This window comes from Vibrio sp. S11_S32 (assembly GCF_014694465.1).
In the GTDB taxonomy this organism is placed as follows: domain Bacteria; phylum Pseudomonadota; class Gammaproteobacteria; order Enterobacterales; family Vibrionaceae; genus Vibrio; species Vibrio algicola.
The window spans coordinates 280,883-300,120 of the sequence record NZ_JAAUWS010000001.1 but is presented as its reverse complement, the minus strand read 5'-3'; the positions used below and the strand labels follow the sequence as shown (position 1 = coordinate 300,120).

General features: G+C 42.9%; 20 protein-coding genes. 16 read left to right on the top strand and 4 right to left on the bottom strand.

What is annotated here, in order from left to right; translation table 11 throughout:
- Nucleotides 1-3 precede the first annotated feature (3 nt).
- From HC723_RS01400 to HC723_RS01375, 6 genes are all read left to right on the top strand, one after another.
- The gene (locus HC723_RS01400; RefSeq protein ID WP_153446365.1) at nt 4-1,092 is read left to right on the top strand and encodes an ABC transporter ATP-binding protein; all 1,089 of its coding nucleotides are present in this window, start codon (nt 4-6) and stop codon (nt 1,090-1,092) included.
- Complete coding sequence (locus tag HC723_RS01395; protein WP_153446367.1) at nt 1,085-2,134, top strand: ABC transporter ATP-binding protein; 1,050 nt, start codon at nt 1,085-1,087, stop codon at nt 2,132-2,134. The genes HC723_RS01400 and HC723_RS01395 overlap by 8 nt, the downstream gene beginning before the upstream one ends.
- Before the next feature lie 25 nt (nt 2,135-2,159).
- A complete protein-coding gene (locus HC723_RS01390) occupies nt 2,160-2,546 on the top strand; it encodes an MliC family protein (protein WP_190337941.1) in 387 nt (128 codons plus the stop codon).
- Between the two features lie 518 nt (nt 2,547-3,064).
- Nucleotides 3,065-4,315, top strand: a complete 1,251-nt coding sequence (glyA, locus tag HC723_RS01385) for a serine hydroxymethyltransferase (protein ID WP_153446370.1) — start codon at nt 3,065-3,067, stop codon at nt 4,313-4,315.
- A gap of 135 nt (nt 4,316-4,450) precedes the next feature.
- Nucleotides 4,451-5,248 (top strand): tetratricopeptide repeat protein, encoded by a 798-nt coding sequence (locus HC723_RS01380; protein WP_190337940.1) that lies wholly within the window; start codon nt 4,451-4,453, stop codon nt 5,246-5,248.
- 86 nt (nt 5,249-5,334) lie between these two features.
- Nucleotides 5,335-6,132: a tetratricopeptide repeat protein gene (locus HC723_RS01375; RefSeq protein WP_190337939.1), complete on the top strand. Its 798-nt coding sequence runs from the start codon at nt 5,335-5,337 to the stop codon at nt 6,130-6,132.
- A gap of 121 nt (nt 6,133-6,253) precedes the next feature.
- Here the strand turns inward: HC723_RS01375 and HC723_RS01370 are convergent, their stop codons facing one another.
- Nucleotides 6,254-6,583 carry a hypothetical protein gene (locus HC723_RS01370; protein ID WP_153446374.1) on the bottom strand — a complete coding sequence of 110 codons (330 nt, stop codon included), beginning with the start codon at nt 6,581-6,583 and terminating at the stop codon, nt 6,254-6,256.
- A 204-nt stretch (nt 6,584-6,787) separates the two neighbouring features.
- On the opposite strand from HC723_RS01370, the gene nrdR reads away from it, so the two are divergent.
- The 9 genes from nrdR to HC723_RS01325 all read left to right on the top strand — a co-directional run bounded on the left by nrdR (nt 6,788) and on the right by HC723_RS01325 (nt 13,931).
- The gene (nrdR, locus tag HC723_RS01365) at nt 6,788-7,237 is read left to right on the top strand and encodes a transcriptional regulator NrdR (RefSeq protein WP_153446376.1); all 450 of its coding nucleotides are present in this window, start codon (nt 6,788-6,790) and stop codon (nt 7,235-7,237) included.
- Nucleotides 7,238-7,311: 74 nt separating this feature from the next.
- Entirely contained in the window at nt 7,312-8,556 is a 1,245-nt protein-coding gene (gene ribD, locus HC723_RS01360; protein ID WP_190337938.1) for a bifunctional diaminohydroxyphosphoribosylaminopyrimidine deaminase/5-amino-6-(5-phosphoribosylamino)uracil reductase RibD, read from the top strand.
- Between the two features lie 11 nt (nt 8,557-8,567).
- Nucleotides 8,568-9,227 carry a riboflavin synthase gene (locus HC723_RS01355; protein ID WP_153446379.1) on the top strand — a complete coding sequence of 220 codons (660 nt, stop codon included), beginning with the start codon at nt 8,568-8,570 and terminating at the stop codon, nt 9,225-9,227.
- Between the two features lie 47 nt (nt 9,228-9,274).
- Nucleotides 9,275-10,387 carry a bifunctional 3,4-dihydroxy-2-butanone-4-phosphate synthase/GTP cyclohydrolase II gene (gene ribBA, locus HC723_RS01350; RefSeq protein WP_190337937.1) on the top strand — a complete coding sequence of 371 codons (1,113 nt, stop codon included), beginning with the start codon at nt 9,275-9,277 and terminating at the stop codon, nt 10,385-10,387.
- 287 nt (nt 10,388-10,674) lie between these two features.
- Complete coding sequence (gene ribH, locus HC723_RS01345; RefSeq protein WP_153446382.1) at nt 10,675-11,142, top strand: 6,7-dimethyl-8-ribityllumazine synthase; 468 nt, start codon at nt 10,675-10,677, stop codon at nt 11,140-11,142.
- Nucleotides 11,143-11,163: 21 nt separating this feature from the next.
- Nucleotides 11,164-11,631, top strand: a complete 468-nt coding sequence (nusB, locus tag HC723_RS01340; protein ID WP_153446383.1) for a transcription antitermination factor NusB — start codon at nt 11,164-11,166, stop codon at nt 11,629-11,631.
- Nucleotides 11,632-11,939: 308 nt separating this feature from the next.
- The gene (gene thiL, locus HC723_RS01335) at nt 11,940-12,998 is read left to right on the top strand and encodes a thiamine-phosphate kinase (protein WP_190337936.1); all 1,059 of its coding nucleotides are present in this window, start codon (nt 11,940-11,942) and stop codon (nt 12,996-12,998) included.
- 34 nt (nt 12,999-13,032) lie between these two features.
- Nucleotides 13,033-13,548: a phosphatidylglycerophosphatase A gene (gene pgpA / locus HC723_RS01330; RefSeq protein ID WP_190337935.1), complete on the top strand. Its 516-nt coding sequence runs from the start codon at nt 13,033-13,035 to the stop codon at nt 13,546-13,548.
- 35 nt (nt 13,549-13,583) lie between these two features.
- Nucleotides 13,584-13,931 (top strand): putative quinol monooxygenase, encoded by a 348-nt coding sequence (locus HC723_RS01325; RefSeq protein WP_190337934.1) that lies wholly within the window; start codon nt 13,584-13,586, stop codon nt 13,929-13,931.
- A gap of 94 nt (nt 13,932-14,025) precedes the next feature.
- On the opposite strand, the gene dxs is transcribed toward HC723_RS01325, so the two are convergent.
- Genes dxs through xseB form a run of 3 tightly spaced genes read right to left on the bottom strand, consistent with a single transcriptional unit; the run spans nt 14,026 to nt 17,077 of the window.
- Nucleotides 14,026-15,909, bottom strand: coding sequence for a 1-deoxy-D-xylulose-5-phosphate synthase (dxs, locus tag HC723_RS01320; RefSeq protein WP_190337933.1), 1,884 nt, complete (start codon nt 15,907-15,909; stop codon nt 14,026-14,028).
- Nucleotides 15,910-15,945: 36 nt separating this feature from the next.
- On the bottom strand, nt 15,946-16,830 hold the full coding sequence (ispA, locus tag HC723_RS01315) for a (2E,6E)-farnesyl diphosphate synthase (RefSeq protein WP_153446391.1): 885 nt from the start codon (nt 16,828-16,830) through the stop codon (nt 15,946-15,948).
- A 1-nt stretch (nt 16,831) separates the two neighbouring features.
- A complete protein-coding gene (xseB, locus tag HC723_RS01310; protein ID WP_153446393.1) occupies nt 16,832-17,077 on the bottom strand; it encodes an exodeoxyribonuclease VII small subunit in 246 nt (81 codons plus the stop codon).
- 331 nt (nt 17,078-17,408) lie between these two features.
- Between xseB and thiI the strand changes: the two genes are divergently transcribed.
- Complete coding sequence (gene thiI / locus HC723_RS01305; protein WP_153446395.1) at nt 17,409-18,857, top strand: tRNA uracil 4-sulfurtransferase ThiI; 1,449 nt, start codon at nt 17,409-17,411, stop codon at nt 18,855-18,857.
- Nucleotides 18,858-19,238: the final 381 nt, after the last annotated feature.

The window sequence follows — 19,238 nt, the reverse complement described above, 5'->3', positions numbered from 1 at the left end:
AACATGACCAACCAAAGCGTTCTGACCATTAACGATCTTTGTACCGAGTTCACGACCGATGATGGGGTAGTGCGAGTGCTCGACGGGGTGAGTTTTGATGTACCGAAAGGCAAAACTTTAGGCATTGTTGGTGAATCAGGCTGCGGTAAAAGTGTGACGGCGATGTCGATCATGGGTTTATTACCTAAGCCTTTTGGTCAAGTGGTGGCCGGCTGTATCGTGTATTCTAACCATGATGCCGGTGCGCCAAGCGATGTGGATTTATTGCAATTACCAGTCGAGCAAATGTATCGCATGCGTGGCAATCGGATCTCGATGATATTCCAAGATCCGATGACCGCATTAAACCCTGTACACACCATTGGCAAGCAATTAATCGAAGTTTTGCAATTACATCGCTCAGAACTCAATAAGAAACAGCGCTATCTGGCGGCATTAGAGATGTTAGAAAAAGTCGGCATTCCTTCGGCGAAACAACGAATGTTGGAATTTCCGCATTTGCTCTCTGGTGGTATGCGTCAGCGAGTGATGATTGCCATGGCTTTGGCGTGTCGGCCGGATGTACTGATTTGCGATGAACCAACTACCGCACTCGATGTGACGGTACAAGCGCAGATCTTAGATTTGATGCAGGAATTGCAAGCCGAAACGGGCATGTCGATTATTTTTATTACCCACGATTTGGGCGTCGTAGCGGAAATTTGCGATCAAGTGGTGGTGATGTACGCAGGAAAAGTGGTGGAGCAAGCCGATATTTTTGAGCTGTTTGATCATCCAAGTCATCCTTATACTCAAGGTTTATTGACGTCTATGCCCAGTATTAACGGTGTGCCAAAATCGTTATTGCCGACCATTGAAGGCTCGGTGCCAGCGTTAAGTAATATGCCAACGGGTTGCCGTTTTGCGAGTCGTTGTCAATATGCACAAGCCTTGTGTCACCAAAGTGAGCCTGAGTTATCATCCGTTTCCGAGCCGAAAGTCTCTGAGTTACACCTAGTCAGTTGCCATTTTTGGTCGCAGCTAGATTCATTGAGCCAGTCAGGAACCGTGACATCGGCCAACCCCTCTCTCACTGGAGAAAAACATGTCTGAGTTAATGAAGGTTGAAAATTTAACCCAGCATTTTGTTTCCGGTAAATGCTTGTTTAAAAAAAGCTATACCGTGCATGCGGTTGATGGCGTCAGTTTTAGGGTTAACAAAGGTGAAACTCTCGGTATTGTAGGCGAATCTGGGTGCGGCAAAACCACGTTAGGGCGCAGTTTGTTGCGTTTATACCAACCCACCTCAGGGCAGGTTTTTTTTGAAGGGCAAGATATTTGTCAGTTGGATAATAAAGCGATGCGCAGTTTGCGACAACAAGTGCAGATGGTGTTTCAAGATCCCAGTGAATCCCTTAATGCGCGCCATACGGTTGGTAAGATCCTACAAGAACCGTTTGTTATTCATAATATTGGTTGCGCGAAACAGCGACAACAATGGGTGGCAGAGTTACTCAATAAAGTGGGGTTGCCTGAAAGTGCGGCGCTGCGATACCCACATGAATTTTCAGGCGGCCAGAAACAGCGTATTGGCATTGCGCGCGCCATTGCTTTAAAACCCAAATTAGTGGTGTGCGATGAATCGGTATCGGCATTGGATGTGTCCGTGCAAGCGCAGATCTTAAACCTGTTACTAGAGTTGCAAAAAGAGATGCAACTGACCCTAATTTTTATCGCCCACGATTTATCGGTAGTGCGGCATATCTCAGATAATATTGCGGTGATGTATCTTGGCAAAATCGTTGAATATGGTGCTGCCGACGCTCTCTATCGCGATCCACAACACCCTTATACCCAATCATTGTTATCTGCGATCCCTATTACCCACCCAAAGTATCGTGATGCCGCATTGCGCCAACAAGAGTTAGGTATTGGAGAGCGAATATTACTCAAGGGCGATATTCCATCGCCGATCAATATTCCGCAAGGCTGCCGCTTTGCTTCACGCTGCCCACAAGTCATGCCACAATGTCAGCAAAGCGAACCTGAGTTGATTGATTTGATGAAAGAGGCAAACCATCAACCTAGCTCACAACAATCGATTGAAAAAGAGCGTAAAAATAACCGTCAAGTGGCGTGTTTTTTATATCAATAACATTAAATGCAAAAAGGATTGATTCATGAAGGGCGTATTACTCGTTAGCTTACCTTTGGTTTTACTGGCAGGCTGCACCACTGTGATTGAACCAACGGTTAAGCCGACCACTTCGACTTCAGTTAATGGCGTGGATGTGACCAGCGTGGTGTATCAATGCAGCAGTGAACCCAACAGTGAAACCGCCAGCAGCAAGCTTAAAAGCCATTTCTTAGTTGAGCATTTTAGCAAAGATAAAGTTATGTTAGTGACGCGTGAAGCTTCTTATCCATTAATTCGTATTCAAGCCGCTTCTGGTGAAAAATATGCCTCGACCGATGGCGCAGAAGAATTTTGGAGTAAAGGTGACAGCGCGATGATCAAAATTAACGATCAAGATTATAAACAATGCACAGCAAAGCCAAATAACTGAGCACAGTCGTGACCGCTGATGTAAATCATGGTTATGTATATAGTTAGGTTATGGATATAGTTATGTGCGTTTTTTCAACACATTAAAAATTATATCCAAGGTATGAGCCAATAATGGCAGAGTTAACTTGTGTTTTTATAAGTCCTGACCATATTTTGGTGTTAATGCATGGTTAACCTATGTTTGCAAAGTGTTGCTAGTTTGATTTTTGCGCAATGATGTAAAACCTGAGTTTTGAGGCAATTTAAGCTCAAGATGAATATTTCTTATGTGATGTATTAAATTTTCGTGTGAAGAAATTAACTATTGCTACTTTCTGATTTTGAACAAATTAGGTAGAATAGCCAGCATATTAGCACTACGACGAAAACGTTTGCGTAAGTGCTTGATATTTTCATGCCTACAGCTAAGTGAGTATGATTATTGACCATTTTTATTAGCATGAGTTTGTTAACATTTAATGTCAACAGACTGGTGTTTTTTGGGAACTTTCAGATTATCTGAGTTAGGAGAGACAAATGCTTAAGCGTGACATGAATATTGCGGATTATGATGCCGATTTATTTACTGCGATTCAGGAAGAAACCCTTCGTCAAGAAGAGCATATTGAACTTATCGCTTCAGAAAACTACACCAGCCCGCGTGTAATGGAAGCTCAAGGCTCTCAGTTAACCAATAAATACGCCGAAGGCTACCCTGGTAAGCGTTACTACGGCGGTTGTGAGTTTGTTGATAAAGTCGAAACATTGGCGATTGAGCGTGCGTGTGAATTATTTGGCGCAGAATACGCAAACGTACAACCACACTCTGGCTCTCAAGCCAATAACGCGGTTTACATGGCGCTATTAAATGCAGGCGATACTGTTCTTGGTATGAGCTTAGCGCACGGTGGTCACTTAACTCATGGTTCTCCAGTGAATTTCTCTGGCAAACTTTATAACATCATTCCTTACGGTATCGATGAAGCCGGTCAAATTAACTACGAGGAAATGGAAGCGCTGGCGATTGAACATAAACCAAAAATGATCATCGGTGGTTTCTCAGCGTATTCTCAAGTTTGTGATTGGGCGCGTATGCGTGAAATCGCCGACAAAGTGGGTGCTTACTTCTTTGTTGATATGGCGCACGTTGCCGGTCTTATTGCGGCAGGTGAATATCCAAACCCAGTACCACATGCACACGTTGTGACCACAACAACGCATAAAACATTAGCCGGCCCTCGCGGTGGTTTAATTCTTTCTAATGCCGGTGAAGACCTGTACAAGAAATTAAACTCGGCGGTTTTCCCAGGTGGTCAAGGTGGCCCTCTAATGCATGTTATCGCAGCTAAAGCGGTGGCGTTTAAAGAAGCACTAGAGCCAGAGTTTAAAGAGTACCAAGCACGCGTGGTACTGAACGCTAAAGCGATGGTGGCAGAATTTTTAGCGCGCGGTTACAACATCGTGTCAGGTTCAACTGAAAACCATTTGTTCTTGGTGGATTTAATCGACAAAGACATCACAGGTAAAGAAGCCGATGCCGCATTAGGTTCAGCTAACATTACGGTTAACAAGAACTCAGTGCCAAACGATCCTCGTAGCCCGTTTGTTACTTCTGGTATCCGCGTTGGTTCGCCGTCTATTACTCGTCGCGGCTTCACTGAAGAAGACGCCAAAAACCTTGCTGGTTGGATGTGTGACATTCTAGACAACCTAGGTGATGAGTCTGTGATTGCCGCAACCAAAGCAAAAGTATTAGAAATTTGTAAGCGCAAGCCAGTTTACGCTTAATTTCTTCGCGTAGCTGAACTGACGTTATAACCACTAAAAAGCCAATGTCATCTGATGTTGGTTTTTTTTGTCTATTTATACTGTCATTATTGCTATTATGGCATTTCATTTATTGCATGGATTGTATTTTTAAGCATGAAGAAGCTCATATTTTTATTCTTGTTTTTACCTTTGATAGCCAATGCCGCCGATTTTGATAAAGGCATAGAAGCGTATTCAAAGGGCGATTTTAAAGAGGCTTTTAAAGAGTTTTTGCCACTATCAACTATCGGGAATTCGAGTGCGCAATTTAATTTAGGACTTATGTATAGCAATGGACTTGGTGTAATTCAAAGTGATGAAGAAGCGGTAAAGTGGTACCAAAAAGCGGCAGATCAAGGTGTTGCGAGTGCTCAATTTAATCTAGGCAATATGTATAGCGATGGCCGTGGTGTGATTCAAAGTGATGAAGAAGCGGCAAAGTGGTATCAACAAGCCGCTGAGCAAGGTTATGCCAGTGCTCAATTTAATCTCGCCATAAGATACCTCGATGGGCGAGGTGTTATTCAAAGCGATAAAGATGCAGCCAAGTGGTTTCAAAAAGCCGCTGCTCAAGGGCATAAGAAAGCTCAAGTTAATCTGGCATCTATGTATAGAAGTGGACGTGGGGTGCTTCAAGTTTACACTGTGGCGGCAAAGTGGTACCAAAAAGCGGCTGAGCAAGGCTATGCGGTTGCTCAATATAATTTAGGAACACTGTATAGTAAGGGGCAAGGCGTTAACCAAAGCTATATTTATGCCTATATGTGGGCAGATATTGCTGCTTATAATGGCTTTGATGCTTCCAGATTAAAAGTCGAACTAACGCAAGAAATGAGCAAGGAAGATATCGCAGAAGCTCAAGAAATGTCGGCGCAATGTTTTGAATCAAACTATGAAGATTGTGACGGTTGAAGATCAATAATTAGTATTGATGAAAGCGCATATCAAGTTTTAAAAATGCTTATTGTAGAATAAATACTATTAATTCAGGTAATTCAATGAAACTGTTAATCACACTCCTAAGTATCACGCTCTTATTAACGGGTTGCGCTGAATCCCGTTCTACCTATACTCCAGCGAAAAATACCAGCAATTATAACAACACTTTTGCCAATTTATTAGAACCGGCTAAGCGAGGTGATGCGAGTGCGCAGGCTCAACTCGCGACTCGATACTACAATGGTGATGGGGTTGAACAAAATTATCAACAAGCGGCAATCTGGATGGAAAAATCTGCAGCTCAAGGCTATATGAATGCACAATTTAATTTAGGCAGTATGTATCAAACTGGTTTAGGTGTATCGCAGGATCTACAAAAGGCTGCTGAGTTGTACCAAAAGTCTGCCGATCAAGGGTATATGTATGCCCAATTTAATTTAGGCCGCATGTATCAAAATGGTCTAGGTGTTCCTGAGGAACAACAAAAAGCTGCCGAGTTGTATCAGCGATCTGCAGAGCAAGGAAATAGGTATGCACAAGCTAACTTGGGTGAAATGTATCTCAATGGACAAGGTGTCGAGCAGAATGATCAAAAGGCGGCAATATGGTTTGAGAATGCAGCACTCCAAGGAGATGCGAGTTCACAATATTATTTAGCGGTGCTGTATCAAAATGGTCGAGGTGTGACTCAAAGCGATATTAATGCGTATATGTGGGTGAATATTGCCGATTATAATGATGCTGATACTAAGCAATTAAAATCAGAACTGACAAAAGTGATGACTAATGCTGATGTGACCAAAGCTCAAGATCTATCACTGATCTGTCTAGAGTCTAATTACAAAAAGTGCGGTTAGTTGTATGGATGACTAGTTTATCTATATAACCTTACTTCAATAACATTATTAATTTTACTACAAAAAAAACGCAAGCCCATGACGGTGCTTGCGTTTTTTTGTTCAATTAATAATAAAGGTACTAATCTTTCTTGTTAATACTGATCATTGAGCCAGACTTACATTTGAACATGTAGTAGCGGCTGCTTTCGTTAAACTGACCTAAACCACCGCCTGAGCAGTAAGAAGCATTTAAGTCTTGCATAGTATCTAACGTTTTGGCGTTATCCATTGCGAACTTAGAGCCGTCAGCACAAACAATGCGTACTTTGCCGTCATCGCTAGTCGAGAACACTTTAACTTCAGTATTACAAAGTTGGAAAGACGCATCTAAGTAGTTGTCTTCTTGAGTGGTTGATGAACAACCAGAAACCGCCAATACCAGCAATCCAGCTAATCCTAAATATTTCATTATATTCTTCCTTTGTGCATCGGTTGAGAAAGGTTAACTCAACTTAAATATTAAAAGCTAACGAAAAGGTTATCTTTAAAAAGAGTTAACTAAGTGTAACCGTATAATAGACTTAGCTCAACATTTAAGCGGCATAGCTGGTCGCTAAGCAACAATATTTCGGATAAACTAACCCGATAAGATTTGAGGATTTAAGGAAAAGTTATGCATTGTCCATTTTGTGCTGAAAATGACACCAAAGTGATTGATTCTCGCTTAGTGGCGGATGGTCATCAAGTGCGTCGTCGTCGCCAATGCTTGGCGTGCAGTGAGCGATTCACCACCTTTGAAAGTGCTGAATTAGTGATGCCGAAAGTGATAAAAACCAATGGTAATCGTGAACCGTTCAATGAAGATAAAATGATAGGTGGACTGCAACGCTCACTAGAAAAACGCCCGGTCAGCGCCGATGCGGTCGAGCTTGCTATTAGCCACATTAAGTCACAATTACGCGCCACCGGTGAGCGGGAAGTACCAAGCGAAATGATTGGTAACTTGGTAATGAACGAGCTAAAAACCTTAGATAAAGTGGCCTATATCCGCTTTGCATCTGTGTATCGTAGTTTTGAAGATATTCGTGAGTTTGGTGAAGAAATCGCTCGCCTAGAAGATTAACACTCACAAACAAGACAGCCACATGATAAAAAACATGATGAATGAGTTATGCTGAATAATCCAAAAGGGTAGATATGCCATTTTCCGATTTTGATCACCAGATGATGTCTCAAGCCTTAACCTTAGCCAAGCAAGGTGTTTTTACTACTGTGCCAAACCCCAATGTGGGTTGTGTTATCACACTTGAAGATAAAGTGATTGGTGAAGGGGCGCATTTAAAAGCGGGACAACCGCATGCAGAAGTGCACGCATTAAAGCAAGCCTCAGAGCAAGCCTCAGAGCAAGCAAAAGGCGCAACGGCTTATGTGACGTTAGAGCCGTGTTCCCATTTTGGCCGTACGCCGCCGTGCGCAGAGGCGCTGATTAAAGCGCAAGTCAGCCGAGTGGTGTGCGCGATGCAAGATCCCAATCCTCAAGTCGCAGGTCGCGGTATTAAAATGTTGCGTGATGCAGGGATCCAAGTCGATGTTGGCTTATTAGAAGCCGATGCTGTTGCGCTTAATCGCGGTTTTATTAAACGCATGCAAACCGGTATGCCATTTGTTCAGCTTAAATTAGCGGCCAGTCTGGATGGTAAAACCGCATTTAAAAACGGTGAAAGCAAATGGATCACGGGCCCTCAAGCGCGTCAAGATGTGCAAGTGTTTCGAGCCAAAGCCGGCGCCATTTTATCAACCAGTAAAACCGTGCTCGATGATAACGCTTCGCTCAATGTTCGTTGGGATGATTTACCCGCATCGGTTTCTCAAGTTTATGAACAATCCTCGCTGCGCCAGCCGCTGCGTGTCATTTTAGATCGCAGTGACAAGCTAATAGAAAACACCGCCTTGCGAGCGAAAAGTAACTTAAACCTGTTTAAATCCTCGGGTGATATTTTATTGATCAAGGCTATCGATAATGTACCTACTGATAGCACACCTGTTGAGAGTACGTCTGTTAATCGTGCCTCTGCCGAAAGCGCAGCTCTGATTGACGATAGTGTTGTATCCGTGCAGGCAAGATTAAAGCAAGTGCAATTAAATCACGCGCAACCCGTACAGTTTGATCTATCTTTATTATTAAAGCAGTTGGCTGATGAGCATAATATCAATCATATTTGGGTGGAGGCGGGGGCAACTTTAGCCACCAGTTTTATTGAGCAGGGCTTGGTTGATGAGCTGATTGTGTATCTTGCACCAAAATTGATGGGCACCGATGGACGTGGTTTAACCCAAATTGCAGGTTTAGAATCAATGCAGCAAGCGATTGATCTCACCATTAAAGATTGCCGCATGGTCGGCGATGATATTCGCTTGATTGCGACCCTTAATTCAAAATAAAAAGAGATTGTATGTTTACAGGTATTGTTGAAGCCGTTGGCACTATTTCTGCCATTATCCCTAAAGGGGAAGATGTCACCATTACAGTCGACTGCGGTAAATTAGATATGTCCGATGTGAAGTTGGGCGACAGTATTGCTACCAATGGCGTATGTTTAACTGTGGTGCAATTTTCTAGCCATAGTTATAGCGCTGACCTCTCTTTAGAAACATTAAAACGCACCGGCTTTACCCAATATCAAGTGGGCGATAACGTCAATCTTGAAAAAGCGATGCTACCGTCGACTCGTTTTGGCGGTCATATTGTGTCTGGTCACGTCGATGAAGTTGGAACGATTATTGAGCGTCAACCTGTAGGTCGCGCAGTGGAATATTGGGTGCAAGTACCCAGTCATTTATCACGTTACATTGCCGAAAAAGGCTCGATCACCATTGACGGTATCAGCTTAACGGTGAACGATGTGCGTAAAGACAGCTTTAAAATTACCATCGTGCCGCATACCTCGGCAGAAACCACGGTCGACAGTTTTGTGGTTGGGCATAAAGTGAACTTAGAAGTGGATATCATTGCACGTTATTTAGAACGTTTGATTTCAGGTAAGGCGCAAGATGAATCAACGCCTGAATCACTGGTAACGATGGATTTATTACAAAAGAATGGTTTCGCTTAATTCTCTCAATCAGCGAGACCTTAATCTCAAATTTAAAGGACTTTAGCATGGCAATTAGCAGCTCAAAACAGATTATTGAAGATATTCGTTTAGGTAAGATGGTCATTCTTATGGATGATGAAGATCGCGAAAATGAAGGCGATCTTATTATGGCTGCCGAGCATATTACCCCAGAAGCGGTTAACTTTATGGCCACTCATGGGCGTGGTCTAATTTGTCTAACCTTAACCAAAGAGCGTTGTCATAATCTTGGCCTGCCACCAATGGTGCAAGATAATAACGCGCAATACACCACCAACTTTACCGTATCAATTGAAGCGGCAGAAGGGGTGACGACCGGTATTTCAGCCGCCGATCGCGCAGTCACCGTGCAAGCGGCAGTGGCAAAAAATGCCAAAGCAGTCGATTTAGTTCAGCCTGGACACATCTTCCCATTAGCGGCGCAAGAAGGCGGAGTTTTAACTCGCGCTGGCCATACGGAAGCGGGGTGCGATTTAGCACGTCTTGCTGGCCTTGAACCTGCGTCTGTGATTGTTGAAATATTAAACGAAGATGGCACCATGGCGCGCCGTCCTGATCTAGAAATATTTGCTGAAAAACACGGGGTTAAGTTAGGCACAATTGCTGATTTGATTGAATACCGCAATAACACTGAAACCACGATTGAACGTGTTGCCAGTTGCCAACTGCCCACCGAGTTTGGTGATTTTGAGTTAGTGACCTACCGTGACACCATCGATAATCAAATCCATTATGCTTTGCAAAAAGAAACGGTTAAAAAAGGTGATGCACCGTTAGTACGGGTTCACTTACAAGATACGTTTACCGATCTTTTGCATTCAAACCGTGCCGCCGATCGCAGCTGGAGCTTAGATCGCGCGATGCAACGTATTGGCCGTGATGGTGGCGTGTTGGTAGTATTGGGGCACGAAGAATCACCTCAATCGATCATTAATAAAGTAAAAGCCTTTGAGCAACAAGATAACGCTACCGCGCCAGTGATGGCGAAAAAGCTAGGAACCTCACGCCGAGTAGGAGTAGGCTCTCAAATTCTTGCTGATCTAGGGGTGACAGATATGCGTTTATTGTCTTCGGCAACCAAACGCTATCATGCACTTTCTGGGTTTGGTTTGAATGTTGTCGAGTACGTTAACGAGTAATTATTTTCTTCGTACTTGAAGCTGCAGCTTTGTTGACCGCGTTTATTCCCCCCAATCATGTAGGCAAGCTACACTCATGGGGCTTCATAAACTTGTCGCCTCGCTGCAACCTCAATTACTTTGAAAATATAAGCGAGGGCATCTCGTTACTTGTTGCTGGAAAACGCTTTTATTTGAGCGAGACGCTTTCAAGCAACGAGATGCGAATTACCAATGGATATTGATCACAAATTTATGATAGAATCCGCCGATTCTCACTCTATAGAAAAACAGTTTAAGGATAACTTATGAAAGTAATCGAAGGTGATTTCTCAGCACCGAACGCAAAAATTGCGATCGTGATTTCTCGTTTCAACAGTTTTATTAACGAAAGTTTACTTTCTGGCGCGATTGATACGTTAAAACGTCATGGTCAAGTGGCTGATGATAATATTACCGTTGTTCGTTGTCCTGGCGCGGTTGAACTACCACTGACTGCTCAATATGTAGCAAAAACAGGTAAGTACGACGCGATTGTTTCTCTAGGTACTGTGATCCGTGGTGGTACACCACATTTTGATTACGTGTGCAGCGAGTGTAATAAAGGTTTAGCTCAAGTGTCTTTGGAATACAGTCTTCCAGTGGCATTTGGCGTATTAACCGTTGATACCATCGATCAGGCGATCGAACGCGCAGGCACCAAGGCTGGTAATAAAGGGCAAGAAGCGGCTCTTAGCGCACTAGAAATGATCAACGTTTTAAATGAAATTCACTAATTTTTTGCAATCTAATTCCTAATGGGGGCTCGCGTGAAACCAGCCGCACGTCGTAATGCACGTCAATTCGCACTACAAGCGATATATTCTTGGCAAGTCACAAAAGAAAATGTGGCAACTATTGAACATCAGTTTTTAACCGGTGAAAAGTATGATGAAGAAGAACATCATTCCAATGAACCAAGCCTAAAAGCGCCTGAAACCGATGTGGTTTACTTCCAAGATTTATTGTCTGGTGTTGTGAACACTAACATGGAACTAGACAGCAAGTTGCGTCCATACCTATCTCGCCCTATGCAAGATTTGGATATGATGGAACTGGCGCTACTTCGTCTTGCTATGTACGAAATGACTAAGCGTGATGATGTGCCATATAAAGTTGTGATCAATGAAGCGATTGAGCTAGCAAAAGTCTTTGCAGCCGAAGATAGCCATAAGTTCATTAACGGTGTGCTGGATAAAGCGGCGCCGCACGTACGCAAAAAATAAAATATTCGTATTTAGAATATTTTTCGCGAGAATATTTTGCGTTAAAATAAGTAATGAAAAGGTCAGCCATGTGCTGGCCTTTTTTGTATAATCAATCCAATGTTTTCGCTCTAGTCTGATTTTATACCAATTCCATAAATTTAATGGTCGTTGAAAATTGAGTACACAGAAAAGTGTCAAAGCCAATGGATGGCCTTTTCTTAAGCGACCAAGGACGGATCAGTGTCTTTTCGGCACATTCAAATTGATCAAATATTAAATGGAATGGGTATTATTCAACTTTTGTCATTGTTATAAGTAGAGTTCGTATGTCTGGTGAATTTAATTTAATCGACCGGTATTTTTCTCATCGTCAGGAAAATCGTTCGGATGTACAACTGGCTCTTGGGGATGATTGTGCATTGCTGACGGTGCCAACAGGCTATCAATTGGCGGTCAGCACCGATACTGTGGTGCTTGGAGTGCACTTTTTAGCCGACGCTAATCCGGCTGATATTGCCTATAAAGCTTTAATGTCTAATATCAGTGATTTGGCCGCGATGGGTGCTACGCCAGCTTGGTTATCAATGGCGATAAGCATGCCCCAGTTTGCTCAAGAGGTTGAGAATAATGCTACTCTAGGCACGGATGATTGGTTTACTGAAAACTGGCTAGAGGCATTTTGTGACAGTATGTTTACTTTGGCCAATCAGCATAATTTGCAGTTAATTGGCGGTGATACCACCAATGGCCCACTGACGATCACCTTCACTATTCAAGGTTTTGTGCCATCAGGACAAGCAATGACTCGAAGTGGCGCTAAGTTGGGTGATTGGTTGTATGTCAGTGGTAACCTTGGTGACAGTCTGGCTGGGTTAGAGGTAATATTAGATCCAAGCAAATCAAACAGGCCGCATGCGCAATATTTAGTACAACAACATTTTCGAGCTCAGTCTCGCATCAATTTTTCGCAATCTTTGCGTGGTTTAGCATCAAGCTGCATTGATATTTCCGATGGGCTGACTTCTGATCTTCTGCATATTCTCAAGCGTTCAAATGTTAGTGCTCGCTTGAATATTGATGCGTTGCCTGTTTCAATCCAAAGCTGTGACTTTTACGGCTCAATGGCACAAGCCCAACAAGCAGCGTTAACGAGTGGTGAAGAATATGAATTGTGTTTTACTGTCCCCGATCAATATAAAACAGAAGTTGATAAATTAGAGGCAACGTCGAATGAAAACTTTGCTAAGGCTTATTGTATTGGGCGAATTATTGCACATCCAGAATTAACTCAACAACCAGAAATTCAATTGTATCTCGATGATAAATTACTTAATTCAAACAATAGCAGTAAACTGTTAACTGGTTTTGATCATTTCAAATCTTAATAACATCTTTAACGCTTAATAAAAAGGCAACAACATGTCCAATCAAGCAAGCGATGTAAACCCAAAATCGAGGATTAAACTTTCTAATCCATGGCACTTATTAGCGGTAGGGTTTGGCAGTGGTTTGTCTCCGATCATCCCTGGAACCATGGGAACATTAGCTTCTATCCCTTTCTATTACCTCTTGGTTCAATTGCCGTTAATCGCTTATATCGTAGTGGTAGTGGCGTCGTATTTTATTGGTGTAACCATTTGCCAGAAAACCTCCGATGATATGAAAGTGCATGACCATGGCTCTATCGTATGGGATGAGTTTGTTGGCTTTTGGATCACCATGCTCGTAGTGCCTTTAATGGGGATCTCTATTTGGAACTGGCAAATGGTGGTAGCGGGTTTTGTGCTATTTCGCTTTTTTGATATGGTAAAACCTTGGCCAATTAGCGTGTTAGATCGCCGTGTTGGTGGCGGTTTTGGCATTATGATTGATGATGTTCTGGCCGGTGTTATGGCGGCAATCGTATTGTATTTTGTCAGTGGTTATTTAATCTAAAATAGTATTATTTTAAAAGTTAGCTAGGAAGAATTATGTCTAAGAAAGTTTATTGTGTGGCTCAGTTTCAACCGAAAGCCGGCAAGGAAGATGAATTATTTGCAGTGCTGCAAGCATTAGAGCCCAATACATTACGCGAAGATGGTTGCATTCAATATGTGGTGACGCGTCATCGCACCAGCCCTTACGCGGGCGGTGAAAGTTATCCGATTGCGTTCCATGAGATTTGGGCAAGCAATGAAGCGTTTGAAGCACATTGTGACCGTAAAGAAATTGGTGATTTTTTCCAGCAGCAATGTGTGGCAGAAAGCGGTTTAGTTGAAAAGTCGAATGTAGCCATTTACAGCGACGAACCCAATAACTTTGATGCGCCTAAAATTTAAATGGTGAAATAAAAATATAAAAAAACGAGCCTCAATATGAGTCTCGTTTTTTTTGTTTCAATGCGGGTTCTTTTATTTGAATAGAGGCGAGTGCTTAAGCTAAATAGGCCTTAATCTGCTTTTCTATTCCTGCTGCATCTAACTCAAGATCAGCATATAACTCTTGCTGTGTGCCTTGAGAAACAAAGCGATCGGGTAAACCAAGTTGCAATACCGGTTTGAGTAGTTTTTGCTGCATCATAAACTCAATAACACCAGATCCTGCGCCGCCAGCAATTACATTTTCTTCCACCGTGACCAGTACATCGTGTGTATTAGCCAGTTCACGGATCAGAGCTTCATCGAGCGGTTTGACAAAGCGCATATCTGCCACGGTGGCATTAAACGCTTCAGCGGCTTTTACTGCATCTGGCAGGAAAGTACCAAAACATAAAATCGCCACTTTAGGTGTTGTTTTATCGTCCTTTTGGCTCGTGCGAACAATACGCCCTTTGCCTATTTCTAATGCGTTCATATCTTGTTGGATCTCTGTGCCACAACCGCTACCGCGTGGGTAACGAACCGCACTTGGTCCTTGATGCATATGACCGGTGTAGAGCATTTGACGACATTCGTTTTCATCGCTTGGCGTCATGATCACCATATTCGGAATGCAGCGCATAAAACTGAGATCAAACGCACCTTGATGAGTTTGACCATCAGCGCCAACCAGACCGGCGCGATCAATTGCAAACATCACTGGCAAATTCATGATCGCCACATCGTGGATCAGTTGATCATAACCACGTTGTAGGAAGGTCGAATAAATGGCCACGATAGGGTGATGGCCTGAAACCGCCATCCCAGAGGCCAGCGTAACCGCATGTTGCTCGGCAATTGCGACATCAAAATATTGGCTTGGGAACTCTTTAGAAAAACGCACCATGCCAGAGCCTTCACGCATAGCAGGGGTAATTGCCATGAGTTTCGGATCGGTGGCGGCCATATCACATAAGAAGTCACCGAAGATTTTAGAGAATGTCGGTTTGCCGCCGCTGCTTTTTGGCAACGAACTTTCTTGTGGATCAAATTTTGGCACGCCATGATAACCAATGGGATCTTTCTCGGCAGGCTCATAGCCTTTGCCTTTTTTGGTCATCACATGCAAAAATTGCGGCCCTTTAAGGTTGCGCATGTTCTTTAATGTTTTAACCAGTTCATTGACATCGTGTCCGTCAATTGGGCCAATGTAGTTAAAGCCAAGTTCTTCAAACATGGTACCCGGAACCACCATACCTTTTAAATGTTCTTCAGTGCGGCGTACTAACTCTTTGATTGGTGGCACGTTAGAGAGCACTTTTTTGCCGCCTTCACGGATAGAAGTGTAAAAGTTACCGGTTAATAATTGAGCTAAGTGATTGTTGAGCGCGCCAACATTTTCCGAAATCGACATCTCATTGTCATTTAAGATCACGAGCATATCAGAGTGGACATCACCGGCGTGGTTCATGGCTTCAAATGCCATACCCGCAGTAATAGCACCATCGCCGATAACGCTAACCACTTTACGATCTTTCCCTTCTTTTTGTGCGCCAATCGCCATGCCTAACGCAGCGCTGATTGAGGTGGAAGAGTGGCCGACCGATAAGGTGTCGTATTCACTTTCTTCGCGCCACGGGAAAGGGTGCAAGCCATCTTTTTGACGAATGGTTGAAAGGCGATCGCGGCGTCCGGTTAAAATCTTATGCGGATAAGCTTGGTGACCCACATCCCACACGAGCTGATCAAAAGGGGTGTGATAGACATAATGCAAAGCGACGGTGAGTTCAACCGTGCCAAGACCAGAAGCTAAGTGACCACTGGATTGGCTAACAGAGTTGAGCAAATAGGTACGCAGCTCATCACATAATTGAGGTAAGCTTTCTTTTGGTAACGTGCGCAATTCATCCGGCGTATTGGCGAGTGCGAGCGTTGGATATTTTGAGATATCAAGAGTCATAAGGTAGTCGCGCTTATTATGTTAGTTCTTATAATTTTAATGGCTACGCTCGACGGCGTATCGTGCGAACTCTTCGAGTAATCGAGTATTGTACGGTATTGCTTGCAGAGCGAGTAGAGCTTCTTGCAGCAAGTTTTGCGCTTTTTGTTGTGCGCCCTCTAATCCTAGCAGTGCTGGGTAGGTGCTTTTATTCAGTTCTTGGTCTGAGCCTTGGGGTTTGCCTAACGTTTCAGTGTCACTCGTCACATCTAAAATATCATCGTGAACTTGAAAAGCCAGACCGACTGCATCGGCGTATTTATCTAATTGTGGCAATATTTCAATACATTTGGCACCGGCGCATAATGCCCCCATACGAATGGCACATTTGATCAGTGCACCGGTTTTGTTGCGATGAATGTTTTCAAGCTCATCGAGTGTAACTGACCGGTTTTCAGCTTCTAAATCTAACGATTGGCCCATGCACATGCCAAGTGCGCCAGAAGCACGCGCCAGTTCTTGGATTAAACGAATACGTTGCGGTTCGCTGATTGGATCTAAATAACCTTCAGATAAAATAGTAAACGCCAAGGTTTGCAGTGCGTCACCGGTTAAAATGGCGGTCGCTTCATCAAATTCAATATGGCAAGTGGCTTGACCACGGCGCAATTCATCATCATCCATGGCGGGTAAATCGTCATGGATTAATGAATAAGCGTGAATACATTCAATCGCGGCAGCCGGCGTATCAAGTGCATTAGGCTCTAACTCAAACATTTGACCCGTTATATAAACTAAATACGGGCGTGCGCGCTTACCACCTAATAACAAACCGTAGCGCATCGCTTGAGTGAGGGCTTGTTTTTGCTGCGGAATGCGGTCTAACCACGCATTAAGCTGTTGAGTATTACGGGTTTGATATTCGGTTAACGCCATTTTCATATTAAATATCGCTTTGTGGATCAAACGGAATTAACTCAGCATCATCACTGTCGTTTAATAAAATTTCGACACGCTGTTCTGCTTCGCTCAGTTTGCCTTGGCTCACACGGGCAAGAGATATACCGCGTTCAAACTTTTTAAGGGCATCTTCAAGATCTAAATCACCGTTTTCAAGTTGATCCACCAAGCTATCGAGCTCAGCAAGTGATTCTTCAAAACTCATATTTTCAGGTTTTTTATTGGCCATATTCTTCTGCTTGGTCGTGATACCCGTATGAGAGTGAAAGCCTTGGCTTAACGCGGGTATTTTAGAAGGTTAATTGTATTTATCCCTAGAGACTGAAACAAGGGCTAATCTCATGTTTGTCACATTCATTTCAATATATTTTTAACTTTAATCTAGTAACAGGGGAAATCAATTTTGTCGGTGGATAATGTAGTGTATAATTTTGCGCCTCAGATTTGGCGATATCTTAACCTAGTTGATAGCGATGAGCTTCAGTTGAATAAGCTCTTAAACTTAAACATAGAGAATGAAGGTATTGCGCTCCGTAACCCGATTAAAAGCGAATCATAATATGAAGTTTATTGTTAAGCCCCATCCAGAAATTTTTGTCAAAAGTGACTCGGTCCGTAAACGTTTTACCCGAGCTCTGGAGCGCAATATTCGCACTATTATCCAACGTAGAACGGACTCTGTTGCGGTATTTAACCGTCGTGACCATATTGAAGTGGCGGCTAATAGCGATAAATATTTTGCCGAAGTGCTGGAAATTCTCACCCATACACCGGGGATTCATCACTCACTTGAAGTGGTGCAGTCAGAATTTACCGATATGCACAATATTTACGAGCAAGCATTAGTGCAAAGCCGTGATCTTATTGTTGATAAAACCTTTGTTGTGCGTGTTAAGCGCCGTGGCAAACATGATTTTACCTCAATTGATGTAGAACGTTACGTGGGTGGAGGTTTAAACCAAGCGGTAGAATCGGCCAAAGTGAAACTCAACAAGCCGGATGTCACGGTTAATATTGAGATTGATGGCGATACGCTCAATCAAGTAGTGGCGCGTCATAAAGGTTTAGGCGGTTTTCCTCTTGGTACTCAAGAAGATGTATTAAGCCTGATCTCTGGTGGTTTTGACTCAGGCGTTTCAAGTTATTTACACATTAAACGCGGCTCTAAAACCCATTTCTGCTTCTTTAATTTAGGCGGTCCTGCGCATGAGATTGGCGTAAAACAGGTGTCGCACTTTATTTGGAATAAGTACGGTTCGTCAGCCAAAGTGAAATTTGTCGCTGTCGATTTTGAACCGGTTGTAGCTGAAATTCTTGAAAAAGTTGATGATGGCCAGATGGGCGTGGTACTTAAGCGTATGTTTATGCGCGCCGGTGGCATGATTGCTGAAAAATTTGGCATTGAAGCTTTAGTAACAGGCGAAGCGCTTGGACAAGTATCCAGCCAAACCTTAACTAACTTACGTTTGATTGATAACGTCACCGACACATTAATTCTGCGCCCGCTGATCAACTGGGATAAAGAAGACATCATTAATGTGGCGCGTGATATCGGCACCGAAGACTTTGCCAAAGTGATGCCAGAATACTGTGGTGTGATCTCGAAAAAACCAACCGTTAAAGCGGTCAAAGCCAAACTTGAAAAAGAAGAATTGAATTTTGATTTCGATATTCTAGAGCAAGTGGTGATGAATGCGCGCGTGATGGATATTCGAGATATTGAAGCACAAAGCCAAGAGCAAGCGCCAGAAGTGGAGCAAGTTGCGGAAATCGCAACAAATGCTGTGGTGCTGGATATCCGTAGCCCAGATGAGCAAGAGACCAGCCCACTTAAGATCGCCGATGTTGAAGTGAAACATTTGCCGTTTTATAAATTGGCCACTCAATTTGGCGATTTAGATCAAGCTAAAGAGTACTTATTGTATTGCGATCGTGGTGTCATGAGTCGCTTGCAAGCTTTGTATCTACAAGATCTTGGTTTTAATAATGTTAAAGTGTATCGCCCTTAGTTTTTTGACTCAGTGAATGATTAAACGGTTCAAGTTAATTATTTAAAATAACGCTCTAAAGTAAAAAGTAAAAAGTAAAATGCCGACATTGACGTTATTTCAATTGTCGGCATTTTTGTATTATTACAATAAGCAAAAAAAAAGCACAGCCGACTAAAAAGCCGACTGTGCGCAAAGTTTGATAAATAATCAAAATACTATAAAAGTAAAGCAATGAGGGACTATCGCTTTACTGAAAACTCAAAAAGAGTTAATGCAAACACAACATTAGCATTAGTAAATTACAAGGTGATCCTTGCGAATACATCGAGTAAGTCATTAATGTGGGATGAAATATAGAGTTTTAATGGTAGTTCAGCAATGGACAATTTATAATACTTC

Bases quoted from the DNA above. Each gene is read 5' to 3' on its own strand.
- HC723_RS01400 (WP_153446365.1), top strand. From the start codon at position 4: ATGACCAACCAAAGCGTTCTGACCATTAACGATCTTTGTACCGAGTTC.
- HC723_RS01395 (WP_153446367.1), top strand. From the start codon at position 1,085: ATGTCTGAGTTAATGAAGGTTGAAAATTTAACCCAGCATTTTGTTTCC.
- HC723_RS01390 (WP_190337941.1), top strand. From the start codon at position 2,160: ATGAAGGGCGTATTACTCGTTAGCTTACCTTTGGTTTTACTGGCAGGC.
- glyA (WP_153446370.1), top strand. From the start codon at position 3,065: ATGCTTAAGCGTGACATGAATATTGCGGATTATGATGCCGATTTATTT.
- HC723_RS01380 (WP_190337940.1), top strand. From the start codon at position 4,451: ATGAAGAAGCTCATATTTTTATTCTTGTTTTTACCTTTGATAGCCAAT.
- HC723_RS01375 (WP_190337939.1), top strand. From the start codon at position 5,335: ATGAAACTGTTAATCACACTCCTAAGTATCACGCTCTTATTAACGGGT.
- HC723_RS01370 (WP_153446374.1), bottom strand. From the start codon at position 6,583: ATGAAATATTTAGGATTAGCTGGATTGCTGGTATTGGCGGTTTCTGGT.
- nrdR (WP_153446376.1), top strand. From the start codon at position 6,788: ATGCATTGTCCATTTTGTGCTGAAAATGACACCAAAGTGATTGATTCT.
- ribD (WP_190337938.1), top strand. From the start codon at position 7,312: ATGCCATTTTCCGATTTTGATCACCAGATGATGTCTCAAGCCTTAACC.
- HC723_RS01355 (WP_153446379.1), top strand. From the start codon at position 8,568: ATGTTTACAGGTATTGTTGAAGCCGTTGGCACTATTTCTGCCATTATC.
- ribBA (WP_190337937.1), top strand. From the start codon at position 9,275: ATGGCAATTAGCAGCTCAAAACAGATTATTGAAGATATTCGTTTAGGT.
- ribH (WP_153446382.1), top strand. From the start codon at position 10,675: ATGAAAGTAATCGAAGGTGATTTCTCAGCACCGAACGCAAAAATTGCG.
- nusB (WP_153446383.1), top strand. From the start codon at position 11,164: ATGGGGGCTCGCGTGAAACCAGCCGCACGTCGTAATGCACGTCAATTC.
- thiL (WP_190337936.1), top strand. From the start codon at position 11,940: ATGTCTGGTGAATTTAATTTAATCGACCGGTATTTTTCTCATCGTCAG.
- pgpA (WP_190337935.1), top strand. From the start codon at position 13,033: ATGTCCAATCAAGCAAGCGATGTAAACCCAAAATCGAGGATTAAACTT.
- HC723_RS01325 (WP_190337934.1), top strand. From the start codon at position 13,584: ATGTCTAAGAAAGTTTATTGTGTGGCTCAGTTTCAACCGAAAGCCGGC.
- dxs (WP_190337933.1), bottom strand. From the start codon at position 15,909: ATGACTCTTGATATCTCAAAATATCCAACGCTCGCACTCGCCAATACG.
- ispA (WP_153446391.1), bottom strand. From the start codon at position 16,830: ATGAAAATGGCGTTAACCGAATATCAAACCCGTAATACTCAACAGCTT.
- xseB (WP_153446393.1), bottom strand. From the start codon at position 17,077: ATGGCCAATAAAAAACCTGAAAATATGAGTTTTGAAGAATCACTTGCT.
- thiI (WP_153446395.1), top strand. From the start codon at position 17,409: ATGAAGTTTATTGTTAAGCCCCATCCAGAAATTTTTGTCAAAAGTGAC.